We start from the raw sequence: 23,544 nt of genomic DNA, 5'->3' as shown, positions 1-23,544 counted from the left end.
TGTGCGCGCCGGATCACGGCGTCCGGCGGCGGCCGGCGGCTCAGCCGGTGCGGCGGGGGCGGGTACGCGGCAACTGCCGCGGTGGCGTCGGTGGTCCCGGGTCGAGCGTCACGTCGTAGGGCGAGACCCAGAAGAACTCGCCCTCGTCGTCGTACGCGTAGAGAAGCCCCGCACTGCCCGCCGTGAAGACCGCTTCGTCCGTCTGCCGCAACTGCCTGACCTGCACGATCGCGGTGGACCCGTCGGCCGCCGCGACCTCGGCCTGGCCGAAGTCGGAGCTGACGGAGCCGGTACGGATGGTGCAGACCCGGCCGAGGAAGTCCTGGCGGGACGGCGGGGGTTCGGGCGGGAAGAGGCGGCGGTAGCGGGTGACGAGCAGCCGGACCACGGCCCAGGAGATCAGCAGCGCCCCGGCGAGCACGGCACAGGCGAGCGCGGCGCGCGGAGTGCCGGTGACCGAGCTGCGGTGCAGCAGGACGGTGCCGGTCAGGCCGGCGAACCAGGCGACGACGATCATCACGGACACCGAGACGGCGACCGGCACACCGCCGATCCCGGCCAGGTCGGTGTCGAGGTCGGCGTCGAAGGAGTGGTGGTCGGCCGCACCGGCCAGGACCAGCAGCCAGAAACAGATGACGACGACCAGGGCCGCGCCGAAGAGGGCGGTCGGAAAGGAGAGCGCCGCGTCCAGGAACTCCTGCATCGGTCCACTCCCCCCTGCGTGTGAGCGGGGAGTGCGGTGGATGCGCCGTCGGCCGGTGACCCCGGTGCCGCGGCGTCGCCGAAAAGCGGCGCCGCAGCAGCCGGGTCTTCCCCCGTCCCCGTATCCCCCGTGCTCCCCCGTGTTTCCCCCCGGTGGTGCTGGGCCCGATCGTGACATCCGATGCCGATGTTCCGCATTGCCGGACTCCGGCAATCTTTCTGCGTCCTTGATGCCGGGCACCAGCACCTGCCCGGATGCGTTGAGCGAGTGTCAGTGACGCGTCAAGACTGGAGGTAGGCCGTGCCGGAGCCGGAGATCCCCGACGAGTATCTGGGGGACTACGCCCGCATCCTGGGCGAGGTCGCCGCGACCGGCCGCCGGCTGACCCGTGACGAGCTGGAGAACCGTCGGGCCCTGGGCCGGAAGGCCGCAGAGGCCGGATTCCAGCTGCGCGCCCTGGTCGGACTCCATCTGGCGGCGACCCGCACCGCCTGGCCGAGTGCCGACGCCACCGACCCGGCGTCCACCGACTGCGTGCTGGCCGCGGTCGAGCAGTGCGTCGACGCTTTCGCCGAGGGGTTCGAGCGGGCCCAGCGGCTCACCGTACGGAGGGAGGAGGCGGCGCGCCGCGAGTTCATCGACGACCTTCTGTACGGGCGCAGCGATCTGGGCCGGCTCGCCGAGCGGGCCACCCGGTTCGGGATGCGGCTGTCCCGCGCCCACGCGGTCGCGGTGGCGGCGGGCCCCCAGGCGTACACCGAGTCGGACACCGTGCCGCGGCAGGTGGAGTCGGCGCTGCTGGCCCGCTTCGACGGCCGGGAGTTCCTGCTGACGACCAAGGACGGGCGTCTGGTCTGTATAGCCCCGGGCTCCCAGCCGGACGTCCTGCGCTACTTCGCCAAGCAGGCGCATGCGGCGACGGACGGCGGCCGGGTCGCGGTCGGCCGCCCGCACCGGGGCCCGGGCGGCGTCGTCCAGTCGTACGACGAGGCGCTCGTCGCACTCGACCTGGCGGAGCGGATGCGCCTGGACGATCCGGTGCTGTACGCCGCCGACCTGCTGGTCTACCCGGTGCTGGCCCGGGACCGGCAGGCGATGGCCGATCTGGTGCGCAGCCAGCTCGGCCCGCTCCAGCAGGCCCGCGGCGGCGCCGAACCACTGCTGAAGACGCTCTCCGCGTACTTCGACGCGGGCTGTGTCGCCGCCGAGACGGCCCGGAGGCTGGCGCTGAGCGTGCGGGCGCTCACGTACCGGCTGGAGCGGGTCCATCAGCTGACCGGTTCGGACCCGTCGGACCCGATGCACCGGTACACACTGCAGACGGCGGTGATCGGCGCCCGGCTGCTGGACTGGCCCGCCAGGGAGCTCTGACACCGGTCCGCCCCGCCGACGGAGCCCGGTTCCACCCGCCCGGTTGCCGGATCCCGGCAGGTCCGAACCCGGGCGCTGCTCACCGCATGCGGGGATCCTGCCCCGCGCTTAGCGTGAAGTGCGGGGGAATTTCGGGGTGCGCACCGAGGGAGACGCAGGACCATGGCCCGTCATGCACGTCATGCACGAGAGCCGTTCGAGGAGGAACGCTCCGTGGGTGGCGTGAGCGGGACCCCCTCGCCGGCTCGCCCCGCGCCCCGGCGTGAGCGTGGGCCGGCGCATCGGTGGTGGGTGCTCGGGGTGATCGGTCTGGCGCAGCTGATGGTGGTCCTGGACGCCACCATCGTGAACATCGCCCTGCCCTCCGCCCAGCAGGACCTCGGTTTCTCCGACGGCAACCGCCAGTGGATCGTGACGGCGTACGCCCTGGCCTTCGGCTCGTTGCTGCTGCTCGGCGGCCGGATTGCCGACCTGGTGGGCCGGAAGATCGTGTTCCTGACCGGCCTGGTCGGCTTCGCGGTGGTGTCGGCGATCGGCGGCGCCGCCCCGGGCTTCGAGGTCCTCGTCGTCGCCCGAGCCCTCCAGGGCCTGTTCGCCGCGCTGCTGGCGCCGGCCGCGCTCTCGCTCCTCACCACGACGTTCAACGTCCCGAACGAGCGGGCTAAGGCCTTCGGGATCTACGGCGCCATCGCGGGGACGGGCGGCGCGGTGGGACTGCTGCTCGGCGGGGTGCTCACCGAGTACCTGAACTGGCGCTGGTGCCTGTACGTCAACCTGCTGTTCGCCCTGATCGCCTTCGTCGGCGGTGCCCGGCTGCTGAGCGCCGGCGCCCCCGCCCACCGTCCGAAGCTCGATGTCCCGGGCACGGTCCTGGTCTCGTCGGGTCTCTTCTGCATCGTGTTCGGCTTCTCGAACGCGGAGTCCCACCGGTGGAGTTCACCGGACACCTGGGGCTTCCTCGTGGCGGGCGGTGTGCTCGTGGCGGCGTTCGCCTGGTGGCAGACGCGGGCCGCGCATCCGTTGCTGCCGTTGCGGGTGGTGCTGAACCGGAACCGAGGGGCGTCCTATCTGGCGATGTTCATCGCCGGTGGCGGCATGTTCGGCGTGTTCCTGTTCCTCACCTACTACCTGCAGAGGACTCTGCTCTACTCGCCGGTCGCCACCGGTCTCGCGTTCATCCCGATGGTCGCCCTGATGATCGCGACGTCGATGACGACGACCAATGTGCTGGTGCCCCGGTTCGGCGCGAAACCGATCGTGCCGCTCGGCATGGGCATCGCCGCGGCCGCCATGGTGTGGATGACGGGCCTGGACCTGACCAGCGGATACGTCACCCATGTGCTGCCCAACCTGCTCTTCCTCGGTCTGGGCCTCGGCATGGTCTTCGCGACCGTGATGAACCTGGCCACGTACGGGGTGGCGGTCCGCGACGCGGGTGTGGCCTCGGCGATGGTCAGCACCAGCCAGCAGGTGGGCGGTTCCATCGGTACGGCGCTGCTGAACACGCTCGCCACCGGCGCCGCCACGAGCTACCTGGTCGGACGCCCACCGACCCCCGCCAACATGGCCCAGGCCCAGCTGCACAGCTACGCCACCGCGTACTGGTGGTCGGCGGGCTACTTCGCCCTCGGGCTGCTGATCACCCTGGTCCTGTACCGCAGGGGCGCGCCCCGGCCGCAGTTGGTCGAGGACGCGTCACCGGTCCGCGCCTGACGGCCGGACCTACCGGACCGGTCGACGGCTCGGCGAGCGAGGATTCGCCGGGGGTGACAGCGATGCCGGGCGCGGTGCGTGCGGAGGTGGGCCGGGAACTCGCTCGGGGGGCGCGAGTCCCCGGCCGGGCCGGGCGCGGTCCGATGGTCGGTCGGACCGCGGTGTGTTCCCGGCGGTACGGGGGGCTGTTCGGCCGCCCCGGAGAGGATGCCCGACGATGGTGTCTAGAGGTCGAACTCGTGGGGCGGAAGGTCGAGCGCGAAGCACGCCTCGCGCACGACGGCCTGCTCCGACTTGTCGAAGTCGCCGTCGGCGCCGCCGATGACGATGCCGATCTGGATGACGGCGCGGGCCTCGGCCGGCTTCTTCTTCGCCTTGCCGATCTCCTGGAGCACGCTGACCTTGCCGAAGGCGAAGTCCGCGGTGAGCTTGTTGACGTACTCGTTGAAGCGCCGCTGCAGGTCGTCCGCCGGGAAGTTCTGCAGCACCTCGTTGGAGGCGATCAGCGAGGCGACGCGCTGGCGCTCGGACGGGTCGATGGAACCGTCGGCGGCGGCGACCAGAGCGCACATGGCCATGCTCGCGTCCCGGAACGCACCGCTCTTCAGGTCGTTCTTCTTCGCCTCGAGCTGCGACTGCATCGTCGTCGCGGATTCCTTGATCCGATCCCACAGTGCCATGACGTCTCCATACGTTGCGTTGCGTTGCGTTGCCGGAACGAGATCCAACTCTACAGACGTGTAGAAGTTAGCAGGATGATCGCCCGCTGTGTCCGGGAACCGGCCTTCAGTACGATGCTGCGACGCCGTGGACGACGCGGTATCGCACGAAGGGCAGTCACCACGATGGACACGGCCGGGGCCAGCCACCCCCCGCACAACGAACTGCCCCACGACAACGTGCCCCCGGCGGGCCATCCGTCCGGCGGCCGGCGCCCCCGCAAGCGCGGGCAGGGCGAGCTGGAGGCCCAGGTCCTCGCCGTTCTGCGCTCGGCGAACGGCCCCGCGACGGCGGGCTGGGTGCAGGAACACCTCGACGGCGGCCTCGCGTACACCACCGTCATCACGATCCTGTCCCGCCTGTACGAGAAGAAGTGCGTGACCCGTGCCCGCCAGGGCCGCTCCTACACCTGGACCTCCGCCTCCGACGAGGCCGGTCTCGCCGCGCTGCGGATGCGCCGCGTCCTGGACGGCGAACGGGATCGCGAGGCCGTACTCGCCCGGTTCGTCTCGGCGTTGTCCCCGGGCGACGAGGAACGCCTGCGCGCGCTGCTGGCGCAGACGACGGAGCAGGACGAGGGCTGACCGATGGGCGTCTTCGTCTACCTGCCTCTCGTGCTGCCGCTGACCGCGCTGCCCGTCGCGCGCCTGGCCGAACAGCATCTGCACCCACGCAGCGCCACCCGCCTGCTGGCGGCCGTCGGTACGACGCTCGCCCTGTGCAGCACGGTGTGCCTGGCACTGCTGATGGTGGTGGGCACGGCTCAGCTCCCCGGCAATCCGCTGCCGGACGGCTGGTCGGACCCCGAGGTGCGCGCGGCGGTGCCGTACGAGGAGAAGGCGGGCATCGTCGCGATCGGGGTGCTGGCGGCGGTGGTCGTGGCGTGCGGGTCGGCGGTCCACCACCACGTACGCCAACGCGTCCGCGCCGCACGGGCCCTGCGGTCCCTCCCGGAGCAGCCGTCCGCGGTCGCCGTGCTGCCGGACCCGGCGCCGTACGCCTACGCGCTCCCCGGTTCCCCCGGTCGGGTGGTCGTGTCGACGGCGATGATGGAGTGCCTGACCGCGCGTGAACGCCGGGCGCTCGTCGCCCATGAGCGGGCCCACCTGACCGCCCGCCACCACCGCTACCTCCTCGCCACCCAGCTTGCCGCGCGGGCGAACCCGTTCCTGCTGCCGCTGCGTACGGCGGTGGCGTACAACACGGAACGGTGGGCGGACGAGGCGGCGGCGCAGGCGACCGGAGACCGGCGGGCGGTGGCGGGCGCGGTCGGCAAGGCGGCGCTCTTCGCCCACCGGTCACCGGACGCCCTGCCCGCGCTCGCGTCGGTCGGCCCGATCCCGCGCCGGGTCGCCGCACTCCTGGACCCCGTCCCGCCGACCCGGCTCTGGCCGCCGTCGTCCGCCCATGTCGCCTTCGCGGGACTGGTGGCCACCGCCGGAACCACGGTGTCGGCGCTGTCGTCGCTGAACGCGACGGTGACGCTGGTGCGGATCCTGCACGCGGCGACCCCGCTCTGACGACGGCTCAGTCGACGGCCGAGGCGCGCTCCACGACCGGAATCTCCTCGTGAGCGACCGGCACTGCGCCCTGGGATACACCGGCCCGACGGGCCCGCCGCTTCCGGATCCGGGCCGCGACGGGCTGGGTCCAGCGGGCGGTGAGCGGACCGACGATGACCAGGATCAGGACGTACGCGGTGGCGATGGGCCCGATGCGGGGCTCGGTCGCCACGGCAAGACCGGCGATGACGATGGAGAACTCACCGCGTGCCACGAGCGTGCCACCGGCCCGCCACCGCCCGGGCGACCCGATCCCGGCGCGCCGGGCCGCGTACCACCCGGTGCCGATCTTGGTGAAGACGGTGACGACGGCCAGCAGCAGGGCCGGCAGCAGCACGGGCGGGATCTGGGCCGGATCGGTGGAGAGACCGAAGAACACGAAGAAGACGGCGGCGAACAGATCGCGCAGCGGCGTCAGCAGCTTGCGGGCGCCCTCCGCCACCTCCCCCGAGAGCGCGATCCCGACGAGGAACGCCCCGACCGCCGCGGAGACCTGCAACTGCTGCGCCACCCCGGCCACCAGGACGGTCAGCCCGAGGACGACGAGGAGCAGCATCTCCGGATTGTCGGAGGACACGGCCCGGCTGATGAGCCGACCGTGCCGCAGCGCCAGGTACAGCACGAATCCGACGGTGCCGAGCGCGACCAGCAGGGCGATGCTGCCGCCGGCCAGGCCGACACCGGCGAGCATCGCGGTGAGCAGTGGCAGATAGACGGCCATCGACAGGTCCTCGATGACGAGAACCCCGAGAATGACGGGCGTCTCCCGGTTTCCGAGCCGCCCCAGATCGGTGAGCACCTTCGCGATGACACCCGACGAGGAGATCCAGGTGACCCCGGCCAGTGCGACGGCCCCGACGGGCCCCCACCCGAGCAGCAGCGCAGCCACCGCGCCGGGCGTCGCGTTGAGCACGAAGTCGACTACCCCGGACGGATATTGCGTCTTCAGGCTGGTCACCAGCTCGGACGCGCTGTACTCCAGCCCCAGCAGGAGCAGCAGCAGAATGACGCCGATCTCGGCGCCGACGGCGGTGAACTCCTCGCTGGCCCCGAGGGGCAGCAGCCCCCCGTCCCCGAACGCCAGGCCGGCCAGCAGATAGAGCGGAATCGGCGAGAGCCCTATCCGGCCGGCGAACCGCCCGATGATCCCGAGCCCCAGAATGACGGAGCCGAGCTCCACCAGCAGTGCGGTCGTGTCGTGCACGGTCAGCCCTCCGCAATGATCTCGGAGAGCGCGTCGACGCCCTCGCGTGTACCGACGACGACGAGCGTGTCCCCGATGGCCAGCCGGAAGTCCGGCCCCGGCGACGGGTGGGCACTGTGTGTCCGCAGCACGGCCACGATCGACGCCCCGGTCCGCGTCCGCGCCCGGGTGTCCCCGAGCAGCCGCCCCCCGTAGGGGGAGCGCGACCCGAGCGGTATGTGCTCGGTGACGAGATCGATTCCCTCGGTCCGTACGGCGTCGATGGGCGCGGCGTCGATGAGATGCGCGAGTGCGGTGGCCTCCTGTGGGGTCAGCGGCACGGAGAGCTGACACGAATCGGGGTCGTCGCGCTCGTAGAAGCCGATGAACCGCCGCCCGTCGTGGTGGACGACGACCGAAATGTGTTGTCCCGACTCGGTGGTGTAGTCGTACTGCACACCGACTCCGGGCAGCGTGGTCCGGTGGGTTCCCATGGCTTCCTCCCGAGGCGCACGACGGCACAGCGACGCACTTGGCGATCTCTTTAATGTCCCATTACCTTAACCGGAGACTTCCGCCGTTTGCGGGACACGTGTCATGGACCACCCGCGGCACCCGCCCACGCCGCGCCGATCGGGGCCCGGACACAGCCGTGCCCGGCGGCCTCCTGCTCACCGCCGGGCACGTGGGGTGGGTGGCGCCGTCAGTCGGTGGTCCCGGTCCCGCCGTCGTCGGCCGGCTGCTCGGGTGTGGGTGAAGCAAGGCCGCCCGTCGGGCCCTTGATGCCGGCGATGTGCTCGGCGAGCGTGTCCAGGGACTGGAAGGTGGCCCCGAGGACCGCGACATGCTTCCACCGCAGCACTCCGTCCGGCCCGATCAGGAACACGGCTCGGCGCACCCCGATCCCGGGCGCCGTGATCCCGTACGCCCGCGCGATCTCCCGCCCGGTGTCCGCGAGCAGCGGCATCCGCAGACCGTATGTGCGGGCGAACGACTCATGGCTGTCCACACCCTGTGGACTGATTCCCCAGACCTCCGCGTCGAGACCGGTGAAGGTCTCCATGCCGGAGGAGTACGAACAGAGCTGCTTGGTGCAGACGGTCGTGTTGTCGCCGGGGTAGAAGGCGAGCACGACGGTACGGCCGCGGGCGGCCGAGAGTGTGTAGTCGCTGCGTTCGAACGTGTCTCCGGTGAGCGTTCCGCCCGGCAGTGTGAAGTCCTGGACGGGCTGGCCGACTTGTGGTGACGATCCCATGGCGGGTCCCCTTGTGTGCGACGGATGTACGGCGTTCGGCGATATCCGGGTACAGCATGCTCGGTACGGTGGAGGCTTCCGCGACCAGGAGGTACGTATGGCGGATCGGCGACCGCCGTCGGCGGTGGTACTCCTTCTGCACGGCGGGCGCGAGACGGGTCTGGGGCCTCCCCCGCCCGGGCCGTTGAACCTTCCGGCCCTGCGCATGCGGCCGTTCGCGCGGGGCGTGGTCCGTGGGACCCGGGACGAACCGGTGGATGTGGCGGTACAGGAGGTCCGGTACGGACACCGCGGGTGGAACGGGTCCCGGGAGGACGCCCTGCACGATGCCGTACGTGCGCTGGACGGCGTGCGCCGCGAGTTCGGCGAGGTGCCGGTCGTGCTCGTCGGGCACTCGATGGGTGCCCGGGCCGCCCTGCGCGCGGCCGGGCACCCCCTGGTGCGAGGAGTGGTCGGCCTTGCGCCGTGGTGTCCGCCCGGTGATCCGGTCACCCAGCTCGCCGACCGGGACGTCGTCCTGCTGCACAGCAACCGTGACCGTGTGACGAGCCCCCAGGCCTCCCAGTCCCTCGCCACGCGGGCCCGCCGGGCGGGTGCCCGCTCCTGTCTGGTGACGATCCGCGCCAGCGACCACGCGATGCTCCGTCGGGCCCGGGCGTGGCACACGATGACGACCGGCCTGGTGAGGGGGCTGCTGGGACTGTCGGCGCTGCCGGCGGCGGTCGACGCCGCCCTCCGGCTGCCGCTGGACGCGCCGGCGTCGGACGGCACGCTGGACTACGACCGGCTGCGCGGCAGGGACAGCACGGCCACGCGCCGCTCGTGACGTGACGCGCGGCCGGTCGGCCTTCACCGGGCCGGTGACGGGGAACGCGGCCGGGACGAGGCTCGCGGTGCTCACGAGGTGATCGGCCGGGCACGGAACCGCAGATCCGTGCGGATGCGGGGTGAGGCGTGGCGGCCGACCATGAAAGGCCGGGCCGGCGGGCGGCCCGCGCCCCGATCCAGGAGGTGCTCGTGCAGGCCGATGCGTACGCCGACAGCCGGCCACCGTTCGACCTCGCGGCCCTGGCGACGCTGATCGACGGGACCACGGCCGGGGTGGGCGTCCTCGACACCGAGCTGCGCTTCCTGTACGTCAACCCGGCTCTCGAACGGCTCAACGGCATCCCGGCGGCGGAACACCTCGGACGTACCGTCTCCGAGGTCCTGCCCCACATCGATGCACGGGAGGACATGATGCGGGCGGTCCTCGCCGACGGGAAACCCCGCGAGATCACCTCCAGCGGATACACGCCCGCGGCGTCCGGTACGGCCCGGCGGTACTGGCACGGCGCGTACCACCGGCTGGAGGTGGGCGGGCAGGTGGTGGGCGTCGCGGGGATCGTGCTGGAGGTGAAGGCCTCGGACGAGGAGCGGCGCGAGCTGGAACAGGCCAAGCGGAATCTGACCCTTCTCGACAGCGCGGTCGACCGCGTCGGCACGACGCTCGACATGGACACCACCTGCGCGGAACTCGTGGACCTCGTCGTACCGGCGCTGGCGGACCTCGCGACGGTCGAGGTCTTCCTGCCGGACGTGGCACGTCCGGTACGCCCCGCGCCGCCGGGGATGCTGCGGCTGCGCCGGGCGGCGATCTCGGCGACCGCCGGACTGCGGGACGGTGTGGAGGAGTTCGGGCTGACCGGTGAGTACATCGACTACCAGGAGGACTCCGCCGTCCAGCGGTGCCTGGCGACGGATCAGCCCGTCATCGAGAACCTCAACGACGACATGCGGCTCAGCTGCTCCGCCGCCAACCCCCAACGGGTCGTCGCCTACCGCGCCCTCGGCATGCATTCGACCGTGGTCGTGCCGCTTTCGGTGCGCGGCGGGCCGCTCGGCGTCCTCGGCCTGATCCGGGCGGGGGACTCGCCGGCGTTCTCGGACGAGGACGTGGTGATCGCCCGGGAACTCGCCGGGCGGGCCGCCGTCGATCTGGACCACGCCCGGCGTTACGCCCACGAGCACACCATCGCCCTGGAACTGCAGCGTTCCCTGCTGTCCGAGCCGCGTCTGCCGCACCCGCACATCGAGGTGGCCACCCGCTATCTGCCGGCCGACCGCGGCGTGATGGTCGGCGGCGACTGGTTCGACGTCATCCCGCTGCCGGACGGGCGCCATCTCAAGGCGATGGGCGATGTGATGGGGCACGGCGTGGAGGCGGCGGTCGCGATGAGCCACTACCGGTCCCTGCTCCGGCTGCTCGCCGACGAGCTGCTGCCGCCGCACCGCATCCTGGAGCAGCTCGACCGGATGGTGGAGCGGTCGGGTCCGGACCGGGCGGCGACCTGCCTGCTGGTGGTCGTCGACCGGTACAGCAGGATGTGCGAGGTGTCGAGCGCCGGGCATCTGCCGCCGGTGTTCATCGACCCGGTGGCCGGGGGGACCAGGTTGGGCGACATAGCTGCGGGACCGCCGCTCGGCACCGGGTTGGGCGGGTACGCGACGACGCTGGTGGAGTGCGCTCCGGGGACGGTGCTGTTCATGTACACCGACGGTCTGGTGGAGCGGCGGGGCGAGGACATCGACGTATCGGTGCGCCGGCTCACGGAGCTGGCCCTGCCGGCCGGCGGGAGCCTCGACGATCTGTTGGACGAGGCGCTGGAGAAGTTCGGTCATGGCGCGGAGGACGACATCGCGGTGCTGGCTTCACGGTCCCGGCTCCCGGCCCCGGAACAGGACATTCTCTAGGGGGTGTCAGTGGTCGCTGCGAGGATCGGTGCCATGGAGTCCTCGAAGCCGCTGCTTCTCGCCGACATCGAAGCCGCCGTCCGCGCCAGTTGGGGCGCCGACACGGCCACACCTGACCACCGGCCGCACTGGACGGCCGACAACCCGGCCCGCGACCAGTGCGGGGTCACCGCCATGGTGCTCAACGACCTGCTGGGCGGCGAGCTGATCCGCGGCGAGGTGCGGGTCCACGGCGAGCGCACGGACTTCCACTGGTGGAACCGGCTGGGCGCGGGCGTGGAGATCGACCTCACGCGGGAGCAGTTCGGGCCGGAGGAGATCGTCTCGGGCGGCACGGTGATACCCCGGCCGGCGGAGATCGTACGGCTGCGCGAGGAGTACGAACTGCTCCGTGACCGGGTGCTGGACAAGCTCCGGCGCTAGGGCCTCAAGTTCGGACCGTGCTGGGCTCGGGGGCCTGGCAGGCACACCTGCCGCGTTGTCGTCGGTTCTCCCCGAGCTCTCGGCTTCGCTCGAGCAGGGGAGACCCCATTCGCTCCGCATGGGCGCCTTCCTTCGCCTTGCAGCTGAACGCACCGGACCTCGCTCCCTGATCCGGCCTGATCCGAACGAGAGACCCTGGCGGGCCGGGCGGTCAGCCGAGTTCCAGGCTGGTGATGCCGAACAGCCCGGTGTGATCGACGTCCGGCATCGGGCCCGTGTACATGCGGGCCGTCTCGAACGACGGTACGAGGCCCAGCTGTTCGGCGAGCGTGACCGCCGCCGGGTTGATGTCGGGTACGTCGACGGCGATCTCGGTGTCCGCTGCGGTGGCCGAGAGAGCGCTCACCAGGGCGGCGGCCACTTCGGGCGAAGAAGCGTGGAGGGGCCCGATGCGCGACGACGTACGACAGGGGCGCATCACGGCGAACCCCCGCAACTCCCCGTCGTCACCGACGGCGGCGAGGGCGGTGCGCCCGGGTGCGGCGATCCACGGGGCGAGAAAGCTGTCGCGCTCGGCGGGGAAGAAGCGCCGGTCGTAGACGGCCAGCCGGTCGAAGGGGAGCGAGCGGGCGTCGACGAGCGTGAGGCCGGGCGGTACGCCGATGTCCTCGGCCGGCCGGCCGACCCACCGCATGTTCGTCCAGGCAGGGCGGAATCCGGACTTCCGGTAGTTGGCCTGCTGGGCGACGACGCCGTCGAGCCCGACGTTGCGCCCGGCGAGCCGGTCCATTCCGGCGCGCCAGACCTGGATGCCGTAACCCTGGCCGCGAAGTTCCGGGCGGGTGAGATAGAAACCCAGGAACCCGGAGCCGGAGCCGTACCGGACGACGGAGACGGAGGAGATGGGCGCACCGTCGAGCCGGCCGATGAGGAAGCCGCGCGGGTCGGTGGCGAAGAAGGCCTGGCCGTCGGTCCGGCCCGGGTTCCAGCCCTCGGCGTGGGCCCACTCTCCCAGCATCTCGATGTCGTCGGCGCTTGCTGTGGTGATCTCGAATGTCGGCACGGGTCACCTGTACCCGGTGCGCGATCGGTTCAAGGACCCTGTTCGGCCACGTGGCATTCCGTCACCACCCAGTCCAGAGAAGATGGTTGACCAGAAGGGCTACGACGGCCTGCGCGATCAGCCAGCCGCGTCGGGTGTCAGGGGGAAGCAGCGCGGCGGCGGGCAGGAGCCAGAGGACGAACGGCTGCCAGATGCGTTCCGTCTCCGCCTTGCTCATCCCGGACAGATCCGCGACGAGGAGAGCGAGGAGCGCGGCCAGGGTGAGGAGGATCAGCCGGTGCCGGGCGGAGGTGGTGCCGGTGCGCAGGGCGCGAACCGATCCCGGTGCACCGGTCGCGGCCCGGCGGAGGCCGGCGACCGTGGCGAGTCCGGCCGAGACCGTGGTGGCCGCGAGGTTCGCCCAGACCCAGTAGGAGTACGGACGGATCCCGCCCGCCCCCTGGTAGTACCGCTCGACCAGCAGCCGGTACCCCTCCCACCAGTTGAAGCCCGCCAGGGTGAACGCGACGGGGACGACGAGTGCCCCGAGAAGGAAGAGGGGTACGGGGCGGGCCGTGCGGGTGAGCAGGAGGACGGTGAGGAGCAGGAGCGCGATGAGCGTCAGACCGTACGAGAGGTAGCAGGTCAGGCCGTAGAGCAGCCCGGAACCGAGGGCGGCCGCGGCGGCCCGGCGGGGGCTGTGGGGCCGGCGCGTCGTCGCCACGGCGAGGAGCGCGACCGACCATGCGGCGACCGCGGCGAAGTAGCCGTCCGCGGAGGCCCCCGTCCAGACCGCCATCGGCGCGAGGACGAGGAACGGCGCGGCGCCCCGCGCCAGGCGTTCGTCGGCCAGGGCGCGCACCGCGATCAGCGCCGCGACCACCGCGGAGCCGCCGAGCACGATGCACCAGACGCCGGCCCATCCGCCGCCGCCCAGTCCGATCCGGTCCAGCAGGACGAAGGTGAGCGTGGCGCCCGGCGGATGACCGGCGACATGCGCGGGCCAGTTGTCCGGACGGCCGATCAGGATGTGGCCGGTGAAGCCGCGCAGGGCCGCCCCGATGTCACTGAATCGGCCGATGACCTGGAGATATTCGTGCTTCGTGGTGAGCCGGTCGGCGATGCCCCGGCCCCAGCCGTCGATCATCGCCAGCGAGACGATCCAGACCAGGGAGGCGGCCCACGCGGTGCCGAGCAGGCCCCGCCAGGGCAGCCGGTCGGCGAGGCCCGGCCCGTACGCGACGACGGCCGCGGCTACGACGACGGCGGCCGGGGTGCCGGGGCCGGTGTGCGGATACCAGGACGCCAGCAGGGGCGGCCAGTGGGCGACCAGGGTCCCGTGGGCGTCCTGGATCGCGCGCCCGATCAGGACGGCCGCGGTGACGAGCAGGACACCCGCGGCGGCGGCGACCAGATCGCCGCGGCGGCCGGTGGTGCGCTGCTGCGGGGGGTGCTGGCCGGTGGTGCGTTCCTCGGTCTTCACGCAGGCACGCTATGCGGGTCGGCGCGGCTGCGGCCGGTGCAACCGGGCCACGTCACCGAACTGTCAGATCCGGCCCGGAGATCTTGGCCCGGTTGGCCGTCGCGGGGAGTGACGTCAGCGTTTCGTCAGGAGTCGTGCGGGCCCGGGTCCGGCCGCCCGGGCATAGCTTCGGGGCATGGGCGACACACGTCACAGCAGAGCATCCCGCTTCCCGTTCCCGTCGTTCCCGGACCGATCCCGGGTCCGGGAACGGCTGCCTTCGGCGCCCGGGTTCTGGCGCAGTCCGGTGCGCGGCGTGCGGTTCACGGCGGTGCTCGGTCTCGTCCTTCTCGTCGGGCTGACACTGGTGTTCGTGACGGGTCTGCTGTCGTACGCCGCGTACAACCCGGATCTCGCCGCGGTCAACGACAAGACGCCGGGCAAGGGGCTGCTGGGGTTCTACCTCTTCGCCTGGCCGACCGGGCCGCACTGGCTGTACCGGCTGGACCAGGGAGTGCATGTCACGGGCGGCATCGTGCTCGTGCCGGTGCTGCTGGCGAAGCTGTGGTCGGTGATCCCGAGACTCTTCGCGTTGCCGCCGGTCCGGTCGGTGGGGCATGCGCTGGAACGGGTCTCGTTGCTGCTGCTCGTCGGCGGCGCGCTGTTCGAGTTCGTCACGGGGCTGCTCAACATCCAGCTGGAGTACGTGTTTCCGGGGTCGTTCTATCCGCTGCACTTCTACGGAGCGTGGGTGTTCTTCGCCGGTTTCGTCGCCCATGTCGGGCTGAAGCTCCCACGGGCCGTGCGGGTGCTGCGCAGCGGGGAACTGCGCGGTGAAGTGGATGAGTTGACCGCTCCCGCCCCCGACGCGCCCACCATCTCCCGGCGTGGCGCGTTCGCCATGGTGGGCGCCGGATCGCTGCTCCTGCTGGTCACGTCGGTGGGACGGAGCTTCGACGCGCTGCGGAGCACCGCTCTCCTCACCCCGCGCGGGGTCGCCGACCCCGGGTCGGGACCCAACGGGTTCCAGATCAACAAGACGGCCGCGTCCGTCCGGGTCACCCCGGCCGACACCGGGGAACGATGGCGGCTGACCGTCCAAGGCCCTTCCGGGGAACACACGTTCACCCGGGAACAACTGCTGGCCATGGACCAGTACAGCGCGGCGCTGCCGATCGCCTGTGTGGAGGGCTGGTCGACCTCGGACCAGTGGTGGCGCGGGGTGCGGCTGCGGGACCTGGCGGCGCTCGCGGGGTACCCGGACCGGCCGCCGGGAGTGCTCGTCGAGTCGGTGCAGCGCAGTGGGCCGTTCCGCAGGGCGGCACTGCGGGACAACCAGGTACGCGACCCACGCTCGTTGCTGGCACTGGCGGTCAACGGCGAGACGCTGTCGCCGGATCACGGATTTCCGGCACGCATCATCGTGCCGGCCGCGCCGGGTGTGCTGAACACCAAATGGGTGACCCGGCTGACGTTCGGAGAGCTGTGATGAGACGGAGCGGTGAGCGGACGAAGCGGACGAAGGCGACCGGTCCGGGGGCGGTCCTCAGGCGTCGGTACGGGGAAGGGCCGCTGCAACTCGTCCTGCTGGCCGCCACGTTCGCACTCGCGGGCTATGCGGGGGTGCGGCTGCTGGAGGGGGACACGATCGCCGTGGCGGTGTGGTTCGTCGGGTCGGCGCTGCTGCACGATCTGGTGCTGCTGCCGGTGTACGCGACGGCGGACCGGGTCGTACGCGTGGCGCTCGGGTCGCGCCCCGGCCTGGTCAACTTCGTCCGCGTACCGGCCTTCCTGTCCGGGCTGCTCCTGCTGATGTGGTTCCCGCTCATCACCCGGCAGGCGAAGCACTACGAACCGGCGAGCGGACTGTCCCCCGACGTCTTCCTCGGGAACTGGCTGCTGATCACGGCCGTGCTGTTCGCGGTGTCGGCGCTCTGGCTCACGGTCCGGACCCTCCGGTCGCGGCGCAGGGCGACGAAGGGGCGGCCGTCCGCCACCCACTGATCGACCGGGTGCCAGCCGTCTGGCTGTGCGTACCGGAGCAGGGCAGGGGTACCGATCCGGGCCCACGGGAAATGCCCGTCCCCGGCACCCGTACGGTCCGGACCACCGGGTGGGCGGCGGCCGTCGTACAACCGGACCCGGACCCGCTCGTCGATGTCCGGCGACACGGTCTCCGCGATGAGCAGACCGCCGGGGGCGAGCAGCTCCGCGGTGCGCAGCAGGAGCCCGCGCGGGTCACCGCCGATGCCGATGTTGCCGTCGATGAGCAGGACGGTGCCCCAGCGGCCCTCACCGGGCAGCGGATCGAATACGGAACGGCGCAGCGCCGATCCGCCGGTCCGCAGCGTGTGGGCGACGGCCGTCTCGCTGACGTCGATGCCGAGGGCGCGGTGGCCGCGCGCGGCCAGTTCCGCGACGAGGCGGCCGGGCCCGCAGCCGATGTCGAGGACCGGCCCTTCGCAGCGGCGCAGCGCGGACAGATCGGCGGCGTCGGCACCCCCGCACCAGCGCTCGACGTCCAGGGGGAGCAGCCAGCCGTCCGTGCGGCGGAGGAAGAGTGGACCGTGGCCGTTGCGCAGTGCGTCGGCGTACGGGTCGGTGCTCCACGGGGTGATGTCCGGATGCGCGGTGCCGGGCTGTTCGGTGTCCGGGTGCCGGGTGTCCTGGGGCGCGGGAGTCAGCACCGAGCGGTTCGGCACCGTCCCGGTCATCGGCTTGCCGCCCCGGTCAGCCGGGCGAGGGTCGAGGCGAACTGCCCGTGCGGTGCGGCAGCTGCGACCTGTGCGGCGTCCGCCGCGGTGTCCACGTCCCGTAGCGGCGGCAGATCGCGCACGGTCAGCCCGGCGTCGACGAGCCGGCGCCGCTGGACGGCGCCGGTCTCCGGGGTGGACATGGGCACACCGCGCACCAGGTCCGGGTCGGGTGCGGCCAGGCCCAGCGCCCAGAAGCCGCCGTCGTCGGCGGGCCCGAACCATGCGTCGCACCCGTCCCAGGCGTTCGGGGAGAGCGCGGGCGTCAGATCCGCGGTGGTGATCTGAGGAGTGTCCATGCCGATGAGCAGCGCCGGTCCGGTGCAGCCGCCGAACGCCGCAGCGAGCCGCTCGTCGAGGCGGCCGGCGCACTGCGCGACGACTTCGATGCCGGGCGGCAGCCAGGGACCTGGCCGTCCGTCGAGTACGAGGACGCGCCGCCGGGCCGGCAGCGACAGCGCCGTGCGCAGCGTGTCGCTGAGCGCTGCCTCGGCGAGCTGCGCGGCTTCGGCAGGGGTGAAGGGCGGGGTCAGCCGCGTCTTGACGAGGCCGGGCAGCGGTTCCTTGGCGATCACGAGGAGCGTGGTGGGGCCCGGTGCGCCGCCGCGGCGGGCGGGCGCCACGCTCATCGGGACGCCCCCGGGCGTACCGCCCGCGCCGGGGTCCGTTCCGGCGGCTCGCGCAGGACGGCGCGCATGTCGCGTACCGCCTGCCACGTGCCCCGCCAGGTGCCGGTCACCTTGGATCTGCCGGTGCGCGGGAGATAGGGGACGTCCGTCTCCGCGACCCGCAGCCCGGCGTCCGACGCGCGTACCACCATCTGCAGCGGGTAGCCGCTGCGCCGGTCGGTGAGGTCCAGTGCCAGCAGGTCCGTCCGGCGCCCGGCCCGCATCGGGCCGAGGTCGTGCAGGCGCAGGCCCGTCCGGCGGCGCAGCATGCGGGCGAGCGCCAGGTTCCCCGCGCGGGCGTGCAGGGGCCAGGCGCCGCGGCCCTCGGGGCGCCGGCGGCCCAGCAGCAGATCCGTTTCCCCGTCGGCGATCCGGCGTACGAAGCCGGGCAGCAGCCCGGGGTCGAGGGAGCCGTCGCAGTCGCAGAAGCAGACGTACTCCGCCCCGGCGGCGAGCAGACCGGCATGGCACGCGGCGCCGAAGCCGCGCCGCGGCTCGTGCACGACGGTCGCCCCGAGGGAGCGGGCGAGGTCCGCCGACCCGTCGGTGGAGCCGTTGTCGACGACGATGGCACGCCAGCCGTACGGGATGCCGGCCAGCACCCGGGGCAGCGCCGCGGCCTCGTCGAGACAGGGCAGGACCACATCGGCGCGCGGGGACTGAGTGCGGAAGGAGTCGGTCACCTCGCTCACCCTACGGAGCAGAAACCGACATTTCGGGCTCCAGGTTCTTACGAAAGCCGGACGTCGGCCCTTCGGCGGACGGCCGACCGGTTTTCCCGCCAACCGGGATGCCAGAGTGGCGGTATGGAGAACATCCCGGACACCCCGGGTTCCGGCACCGCCTCCGGCGCTCCGCGTGGTCATGTGCTCGTCGTTGACGACGATCCGACGGTCGCCGAGGTGGTCGTCGGCTATCTGGACCGGGCGGGTTACGACGTCCGGCGGGCCGGCGACGGGCCGGCGGCGCTGGAGTGCTTCACGGCGCGCCGCCCGGACCTGGTCGTCCTCGATCTGATGCTGCCCGGCATGGACGGCTTCGAGGTCTGCCGCAGGATGCGGGCGCACGGCCGCGTGCCGGTGATCATGCTGACGGCGCGTGGCGACGAGGACGATCGCATCCTGGGCCTGGAGACGGGCGCGGACGACTACGTCACCAAGCCGTTCAGCCCGCGCGAGCTCGTGCTGCGCGTCGATGCGGTGCTGCGCCGGGGCCGGGGAGCGGCGCCCGGCGCGGACGCCGCCCCGGCCCCGCTGGAGTGCGCCGGACTCCGTCTCGATCCCGCGGCCCGTCGTGCGGAGCGGGACGGCCGCGAGCTCGCCCTCACCCTCCGGGAGTTCGACCTCCTGACCTTTTTCCTGCGCCATCCCGGCCGGGTGTTCACCCGGGAGGAACTGATGCGGGAGGTCTGGGGGTGGGACTTCGGCGACCTGTCGACGGTGACGGTCCACGTACGGCGGCTGCGCGGCAAGGTCGAGACGGATCCGGCCCGCCCGCAGTTGATCCAGACGGTGTGGGGCGTGGGCTACCGCCTGGACCCGGCCCTGGTCCCGGCCCGCCCGGACGGCACGGGAACCGCCCCGACCACTGATGCGGACCCCTCATGACCGACCTCCTCCTCATCGCGCTCCTCGCGTTCCTGGGCGCCGCGGCGGCCGGGCTGCTCGGTGCACTGGTCCTGCGCGCCTTCCGGCACCGTTCGCTCGTCGTGTCGCTGGCCGTCGTCGCCGCCGTCGCCGTGACCGCGATGCTCGCCGGGACCCTCGCGGTCGCCTGGGCGATGTTCCTGTCGGCGCACGATCTGACCGTCGTCACGACCGTCGTCGCCATGGCCGCCGTGGTGTCCCTCGCCACCGCGATGCTGCTGGGCCGCTGGGTCGCGGCCAGGAGCCGGGACCTGGCGCTCGCGGCCCGTTCGTTCGGCGACGGCGGTACGTTCGCCGCCCCCGAGGAGCAGGCGACGGCCGAACTCTCCTACCTGGCGGCGGAACTGGCGGCCACCAGTGCCAAGCTGGACAGTTCCCGGGAGCGCGAACGCGCACTGGAGACGTCGCGCCGTGAGCTCGTCGCATGGATCTCGCACGATCTGCGGACCCCGCTCGCCGGGCTGCGGGCCATGTCGGAGGCGCTGGAGGACGGCATGGCCGCCGACTCCGGCCGCTACCTGCGGCAGATACGGACCGAGGTGGAACGCATGAACGACATGGTCGGCGACCTCTTCGAACTCTCCCGGATCCACGCCGGATCGCTCACCCTGACCCCCACCCGCGTCTCCGCGTACGACCTGGTCGGCGACGCCCTCGCGGGCGCGGACCCGCTGGCGCGCGAGCACGGGGTGCGGCTCGTCGGCGACCGTATCGACGCCGTGCCGGTGGAGGTCGACAGCAAGGAGATGAGCCGGGTCCTGGGCAACCTCCTGATCAACGCGATCCGTCGTACCCCGGCCGACGGCACGGTCGCGGTGGCCGCTCGCCGCGCCGACGGCGGGGTGGTGCTGTCGGTGACGGACGGCTGCGGTGGCATTCCCGAGGAGGACCTGCCGAGGGTCTTCGACACGGGCTGGCGCGGCAGCCACGCCCGTACGCCGCCGGCCGGTGCGGGACTCGGGCTGGCGATCGTCCGCGGCATCGTGGAGGCGCACGACGGGCGGGCGGAGGTCCGTAACGTCACGGGCGGCTGCTGCTTCGAGGTCACCCTCCCGGCGGCCGCTCAGGCGTGAGCGGGCCGTCCTCGACCGCCCGTCGGGCCCGACCTCAGCTCCGCTCCCGCGAACTCCTTCATCCCCTCCGCGAACCCCACCTCCGGCCGCCAGCCCAGCTCCTCGCGCAGCCGGCGCGAGTCCGCCGTCACATGGCGTACGTCGCCGAGCCGGTACCCACCGGTGATCTCCGGCGCCGGGCCGCCGTGCGCGGCGGCCAGTTCCGTGGCCATCTCGCCGATCGTGTGCGGTTCGCCGCTGCCCGTGTTGTACGCGGTGAAGCTGCCGGCCGGTCGTTCCCGGACGGCCTCCAGCGCCACCGCGTTGGCGGCCGCCACGTCGCGTACGTGGACGAAGTCCCGCCGCTGGCAGCCGTCCTCGAAGACCTGCGGTGCCTCGCCCCGGGCCAGCGACGAGCGGAAGAAGGACGCGACACCCGCGTACGGGGTGTCGCGCGGCATCCCCGGCCCGTACACGTTGTGGTACCGCAGGGCCGTCGCCCGGCCGCCCGTCGCCCGAGCCCACGCGGCGGCGAGATGTTCCTGGGCGAGCTTCGTCGCCGCGTACACATTGCGCGGGTCGGCCGGCGCGTCCTCGGTGACCAGGCCCGGGGTCAACTCGTCCCCGCAGCGCGGGCAGCGTGGTTCGAACCGGCCCGCCGCCAGATCGTCCACGGCTCGCGGACCGGGCCGGACCTGCCCGTGCCGGGGACAGTCGTACCGCCCCTCGCCGTACACGACCATCGACCCGGCGAGCACCAGATCGCGCACCCCTGCACCGGCCGCCTCCGCCAGCAGCACAGCCGTCCCCAGGTCGTTGCAGCCGACGTACTCCGGGGCGTCCGCGAAGTCCTTGCCCAGGCCGACCATCGCGGCCTGGTGGCACACCGCGTCGACACCGCGCAACGCATCGGCCACGGCGTCCCGGTCCCGTACATCCGCGACGATCATTCCCTCCCGGCCGCCACGGGCACCCGCACCGTGCGCCGACTCCAGCAGCGCGTCGAACACGACCACTTCATGGCCGCGCGCCACCAGCGCCTCGGCGATGTGTCCCCCGATGAACCCGGCTCCGCCGGTGAGAAGTACGCGCATGACGCCACGTTAGATCGCCGGACGCGTTCCGCCCCGCCGCCGTACGGGCACGTCACCGGAGCGTAAGAAGCAGGAACGCCGGGTCGCGCGGTCAGCGCGTCACGATGGGGAAGTCCGGATCGGTGGAGTCCAGGACCGAGACCAGGGTCCGGAGCGCGTCGATGTCCCCGGTGTGCTCGATGGTGTCGAGCCCTTTCCCGGCCAGCAGGTCCAGCAGTTGCGAGCGGGTCAGGGTGAACGTCACGTCGGCGGGTGTGCCTTCGAAGCCGGGGGCACCCTCGAAGCCGACGGCGGCCTCCGCCGGATCCATTCTCGTCGGCACGAGGACGCCGTTGCGCAGGCTGGTGCGGTACTGCTCGTCCGGATCGGTGAAGTGCCAGTCCAGAATGGCTCGGTGATCCCACGCCTCGGGGCCGTTGATGCGGATGGCGAGCGAGTCGAAGATCTGCTCGACACTCAGCGCGGCGGGCACGCCACCGGCGGAGGGGGAGGTCCTGGTGACGCCCTGGCGCAGTTCGAGGGCGCCCATGAGGTAGCAGTTGCGCCAGATCGCGTTCTCGGCCCCGTGGGCGAGCTGCTCGAACGTCCGGGCGAGCAGTTCCTTGGCCCCGGTGTGGTCGGGCTGCGCGAAGACCGCGTGCTTGAGCAATTGGGCCGCGAAGCGCAGATCGCCGTCGGAGACGTACTCCCCGGCGCGGGCGACCACCGCGTCGACGCCGCCCATGCAGTCGACGTACCGGCGGGCGGACTCGGTCGGCGGGTGCTCCCACAGCGAGGAGGGGTGGCCGTCGTACCAGCCCAGGTAGCGCTGGTAGATCGCCTTCACGTTGTGGCTGACGGAGCCGTAGTAGCCGCGGGCGTGCCAGGAGCGGGCGAGGCCGGGCGGCAGTTCGAACACCTCGGCGATCTCGGTGGCGGTGCGGCCCTGGTTGGCCAGGCGCAGGGTCTGGTCGTGCAGATAGGCGTACAGGTCGCACTGCTCGGACAGGAACGCGGTGAGCCGCTCCGTGCCCCAGGTGGGCCAGTGGTGGGAGGCGAAGAGGACGTCGCTCTCGGAGCCGAAGAGCTGGACGGCCTCGTCGAGGCAGCGGGACCACGTCCGGGCGTCGCGGACCACGGCGCCGCGCAGCGACAGGATGTTGTGCAGCGTGTGGGTGGCGTTCTCGGCCATGCACAGGGCGCGGTGTTCGGGCAGATGGAAGTTCATCTCCGAGGGTGCCTCGGTGCCGGGCGTCAGCTGGAAGTGGAACACCACGCCGTCGACCGTCTCGACCTGCCCGGTGCCGGTGATCTCGATGGTGACCGGGAGCAGACCGTGGGTTCCGGTGGAGGTGGTGAAGCCGAGGCCCGTCCCGACCAGGCCGTCGGGGCCGCGGTCGAGGTTCGTGCCCGAGCAGTAGGCGCCGCGCCGCAGCACGGCCGTACCGGCGGACACGTTCGCGGTGACCAAGTGCTCCGTGAAGCCCTGCGGGGCGAGGAGCGGTACGCCGCCGACCTGCTCGGCCCGGCCGATGACGCCGTGGACGCCACCGAAGTGGTCGAGGTGCGAATGGGTGAAGAGCACGCCGGTGACCGGGCGGTCGCCGCGCTGCTCGCGGTAGAGCGCGAGGCCGGCCGCGGCGGTCTCGGCGGAGGCGAGCGGGTCGACGACGATCACACCGCTGTCGCCCTCGACGAGGGTCATGTTCGCCATGTCGAAGCCGCGGATCTGGTAGATGCCGTCGGTCACCCGGTACAGGCCGGCGCGGGCGCACAGCTGGGACTGCCGCCACAGGCTCGGGTTGACGCTGTCCGGGCAGTCCCCTTCCAGGAAAGCGGTGTCGGTGAAGTCCCACACCATGCGCCCGTCGTCGGTGGTGATGGTCGTGGACGACGGGCCGGCCACGAAGCCCCGGTCGGCGTTCTCGAAGTCGGTGCGGTCCGCGAAGTCCGGCGTGACCGGAGCGGCGGGTCTGCCCGATGCGGCGGCTGTGGTCATGCTGATCTCCTGGGGCCGATGGCGATACCAGCCCCCGAGCTGGGCATCTGGCCGATGGCGTCGCCCACGAATCCCTCCCGGGGCACGTGAAGCGCCGTCCCGGCCCCGTACCCGCAGGACGCTTCAGTCCGTAAAAGTCCGTCGGTACACGACTATTTGGGCAGGCCTGACGTTACGCAACCGGGG

22 protein-coding genes are annotated in these 23,544 nt (G+C 72.2%); 10 read left to right on the top strand and 12 right to left on the bottom strand.

The genetic code is table 11. The features are described 5' to 3' along the window. Positions 1 to 40: 40 nt before the first annotated feature. A complete protein-coding gene (locus tag OG963_RS22735; protein ID WP_093773692.1) occupies positions 41 to 703 on the bottom strand; it encodes a hypothetical protein in 663 nt (220 codons plus the stop codon). A gap of 300 nt (positions 704 to 1,003) precedes the next feature. On the opposite strand from OG963_RS22735, the gene OG963_RS22730 reads away from it, so the two are divergent. Both OG963_RS22730 and OG963_RS22725 read left to right on the top strand, forming a co-directional pair. After that, entirely contained in the window at positions 1,004 to 2,074 is a 1,071-nt protein-coding gene (locus OG963_RS22730; protein WP_093773690.1) for a CdaR family transcriptional regulator, read from the top strand. Positions 2,075 to 2,236: 162 nt separating this feature from the next. After that, the gene (locus OG963_RS22725) at positions 2,237 to 3,787 is read left to right on the top strand and encodes an MFS transporter (RefSeq protein WP_093773688.1); all 1,551 of its coding nucleotides are present in this window, start codon (positions 2,237 to 2,239) and stop codon (positions 3,785 to 3,787) included. A gap of 224 nt (positions 3,788 to 4,011) precedes the next feature. Here OG963_RS22725 and OG963_RS22720 read toward each other — a convergent pair whose 3' ends face one another. Next, positions 4,012 to 4,467 carry a tellurite resistance TerB family protein gene (locus tag OG963_RS22720; RefSeq protein WP_030931413.1) on the bottom strand — a complete coding sequence of 152 codons (456 nt, stop codon included), beginning with the start codon at positions 4,465 to 4,467 and terminating at the stop codon, positions 4,012 to 4,014. A gap of 165 nt (positions 4,468 to 4,632) precedes the next feature. On the opposite strand from OG963_RS22720, the gene OG963_RS22715 reads away from it, so the two are divergent. Next, the gene (locus OG963_RS22715) at positions 4,633 to 5,091 is read left to right on the top strand and encodes a BlaI/MecI/CopY family transcriptional regulator (protein WP_093774129.1); all 459 of its coding nucleotides are present in this window, start codon (positions 4,633 to 4,635) and stop codon (positions 5,089 to 5,091) included. Positions 5,092 to 5,094: 3 nt separating this feature from the next. After that, positions 5,095 to 6,027: a M56 family metallopeptidase gene (locus OG963_RS22710; RefSeq protein ID WP_030931419.1), complete on the top strand. Its 933-nt coding sequence runs from the start codon at positions 5,095 to 5,097 to the stop codon at positions 6,025 to 6,027. 7 nt (positions 6,028 to 6,034) lie between these two features. Here the strand turns inward: OG963_RS22710 and OG963_RS22705 are convergent, their stop codons facing one another. The 3 genes from OG963_RS22705 to OG963_RS22695 form a co-directional block, all read right to left on the bottom strand. Next, positions 6,035 to 7,273: a cation:proton antiporter gene (locus OG963_RS22705; RefSeq protein WP_256224005.1), complete on the bottom strand. Its 1,239-nt coding sequence runs from the start codon at positions 7,271 to 7,273 to the stop codon at positions 6,035 to 6,037. A 2-nt stretch (positions 7,274 to 7,275) separates the two neighbouring features. Then, positions 7,276 to 7,746: a cation:proton antiporter regulatory subunit gene (locus OG963_RS22700; protein ID WP_030931425.1), complete on the bottom strand. Its 471-nt coding sequence runs from the start codon at positions 7,744 to 7,746 to the stop codon at positions 7,276 to 7,278. 209 nt (positions 7,747 to 7,955) lie between these two features. Continuing rightward, complete coding sequence (locus tag OG963_RS22695) at positions 7,956 to 8,507, bottom strand: peroxiredoxin (RefSeq protein ID WP_093773686.1); 552 nt, start codon at positions 8,505 to 8,507, stop codon at positions 7,956 to 7,958. Positions 8,508 to 8,604: 97 nt separating this feature from the next. Between OG963_RS22695 and OG963_RS22690 the strand changes: the two genes are divergently transcribed. The 3 genes from OG963_RS22690 (at position 8,605) to OG963_RS22680 (ending at position 11,663) form a co-directional block, all read left to right on the top strand. Then, entirely contained in the window at positions 8,605 to 9,333 is a 729-nt protein-coding gene (locus OG963_RS22690; protein ID WP_030931430.1) for a serine aminopeptidase domain-containing protein, read from the top strand. A gap of 191 nt (positions 9,334 to 9,524) precedes the next feature. Continuing rightward, on the top strand, positions 9,525 to 11,240 hold the full coding sequence (locus tag OG963_RS22685) for a SpoIIE family protein phosphatase (protein WP_093931234.1): 1,716 nt from the start codon (positions 9,525 to 9,527) through the stop codon (positions 11,238 to 11,240). A gap of 33 nt (positions 11,241 to 11,273) precedes the next feature. Further along, a complete protein-coding gene (locus OG963_RS22680; RefSeq protein WP_093773684.1) occupies positions 11,274 to 11,663 on the top strand; it encodes a hypothetical protein in 390 nt (129 codons plus the stop codon). 211 nt (positions 11,664 to 11,874) lie between these two features. Here the strand turns inward: OG963_RS22680 and OG963_RS22675 are convergent, their stop codons facing one another. Together OG963_RS22675 and OG963_RS22670 are read right to left on the bottom strand one after the other, a co-directional pair. Then, on the bottom strand, positions 11,875 to 12,726 hold the full coding sequence (locus OG963_RS22675; protein WP_371799388.1) for a GNAT family N-acetyltransferase: 852 nt from the start codon (positions 12,724 to 12,726) through the stop codon (positions 11,875 to 11,877). A 61-nt stretch (positions 12,727 to 12,787) separates the two neighbouring features. After that, positions 12,788 to 14,188 carry a hypothetical protein gene (locus tag OG963_RS22670; protein WP_371799387.1) on the bottom strand — a complete coding sequence of 467 codons (1,401 nt, stop codon included), beginning with the start codon at positions 14,186 to 14,188 and terminating at the stop codon, positions 12,788 to 12,790. A 175-nt stretch (positions 14,189 to 14,363) separates the two neighbouring features. Between OG963_RS22670 and OG963_RS22665 the strand changes: the two genes are divergently transcribed. Continuing rightward, positions 14,364 to 15,656 carry a molybdopterin-dependent oxidoreductase gene (locus tag OG963_RS22665; RefSeq protein WP_093931173.1) on the top strand — a complete coding sequence of 431 codons (1,293 nt, stop codon included), beginning with the start codon at positions 14,364 to 14,366 and terminating at the stop codon, positions 15,654 to 15,656. A gap of 358 nt (positions 15,657 to 16,014) precedes the next feature. Here OG963_RS22665 and OG963_RS22660 read toward each other — a convergent pair whose 3' ends face one another. Genes OG963_RS22660 through OG963_RS22650 form a run of 3 tightly spaced genes read right to left on the bottom strand, consistent with a single transcriptional unit; the run spans position 16,015 to position 18,271 of the window. Continuing rightward, the gene (locus OG963_RS22660; protein ID WP_093773676.1) at positions 16,015 to 16,881 is read right to left on the bottom strand and encodes a bifunctional 2-polyprenyl-6-hydroxyphenol methylase/3-demethylubiquinol 3-O-methyltransferase UbiG; all 867 of its coding nucleotides are present in this window, start codon (positions 16,879 to 16,881) and stop codon (positions 16,015 to 16,017) included. Next, positions 16,878 to 17,549 (bottom strand): DUF2064 domain-containing protein, encoded by a 672-nt coding sequence (locus tag OG963_RS22655; RefSeq protein ID WP_093773674.1) that lies wholly within the window; start codon positions 17,547 to 17,549, stop codon positions 16,878 to 16,880. The genes OG963_RS22660 and OG963_RS22655 overlap by 4 nt, the downstream gene beginning before the upstream one ends. Beyond that, positions 17,546 to 18,271, bottom strand: coding sequence for a glycosyltransferase family 2 protein (locus tag OG963_RS22650; RefSeq protein ID WP_030931456.1), 726 nt, complete (start codon positions 18,269 to 18,271; stop codon positions 17,546 to 17,548). The genes OG963_RS22655 and OG963_RS22650 overlap by 4 nt, the downstream gene beginning before the upstream one ends. A 123-nt stretch (positions 18,272 to 18,394) precedes the next feature. On the opposite strand from OG963_RS22650, the gene OG963_RS22645 reads away from it, so the two are divergent. Together OG963_RS22645 and OG963_RS22640 are read left to right on the top strand one after the other, a co-directional pair. Next, a complete protein-coding gene (locus tag OG963_RS22645; RefSeq protein WP_093773672.1) occupies positions 18,395 to 19,195 on the top strand; it encodes a response regulator transcription factor in 801 nt (266 codons plus the stop codon). Then, positions 19,192 to 20,307: a sensor histidine kinase KdpD gene (locus OG963_RS22640; RefSeq protein WP_030931463.1), complete on the top strand. Its 1,116-nt coding sequence runs from the start codon at positions 19,192 to 19,194 to the stop codon at positions 20,305 to 20,307. Before OG963_RS22645 ends, OG963_RS22640 begins: the two co-directional genes overlap by 4 nt. Here the strand turns inward: OG963_RS22640 and OG963_RS22635 are convergent. Both OG963_RS22635 and OG963_RS22630 read right to left on the bottom strand, forming a co-directional pair. Continuing rightward, a complete protein-coding gene (locus OG963_RS22635) occupies positions 20,298 to 21,380 on the bottom strand; it encodes an NAD-dependent epimerase/dehydratase family protein (RefSeq protein ID WP_371799386.1) in 1,083 nt (360 codons plus the stop codon). The two genes, OG963_RS22640 and OG963_RS22635, sit on opposite strands and share 10 nt — an antisense overlap. 91 nt (positions 21,381 to 21,471) lie before the next feature. After that, entirely contained in the window at positions 21,472 to 23,358 is a 1,887-nt protein-coding gene (locus OG963_RS22630; RefSeq protein WP_093773668.1) for an alkyl/aryl-sulfatase, read from the bottom strand. Between the last annotated feature and the right edge of the window lie 186 nt (positions 23,359 to 23,544).

The organism is Streptomyces sp. NBC_01707 (assembly GCF_041438805.1).
Lineage (GTDB): Bacteria > Actinomycetota > Actinomycetes > Streptomycetales > Streptomycetaceae > Streptomyces.
The sequence above is the reverse complement of the archived record's forward strand: the minus strand, read 5'-3'. Positions and strand labels throughout refer to the sequence as shown.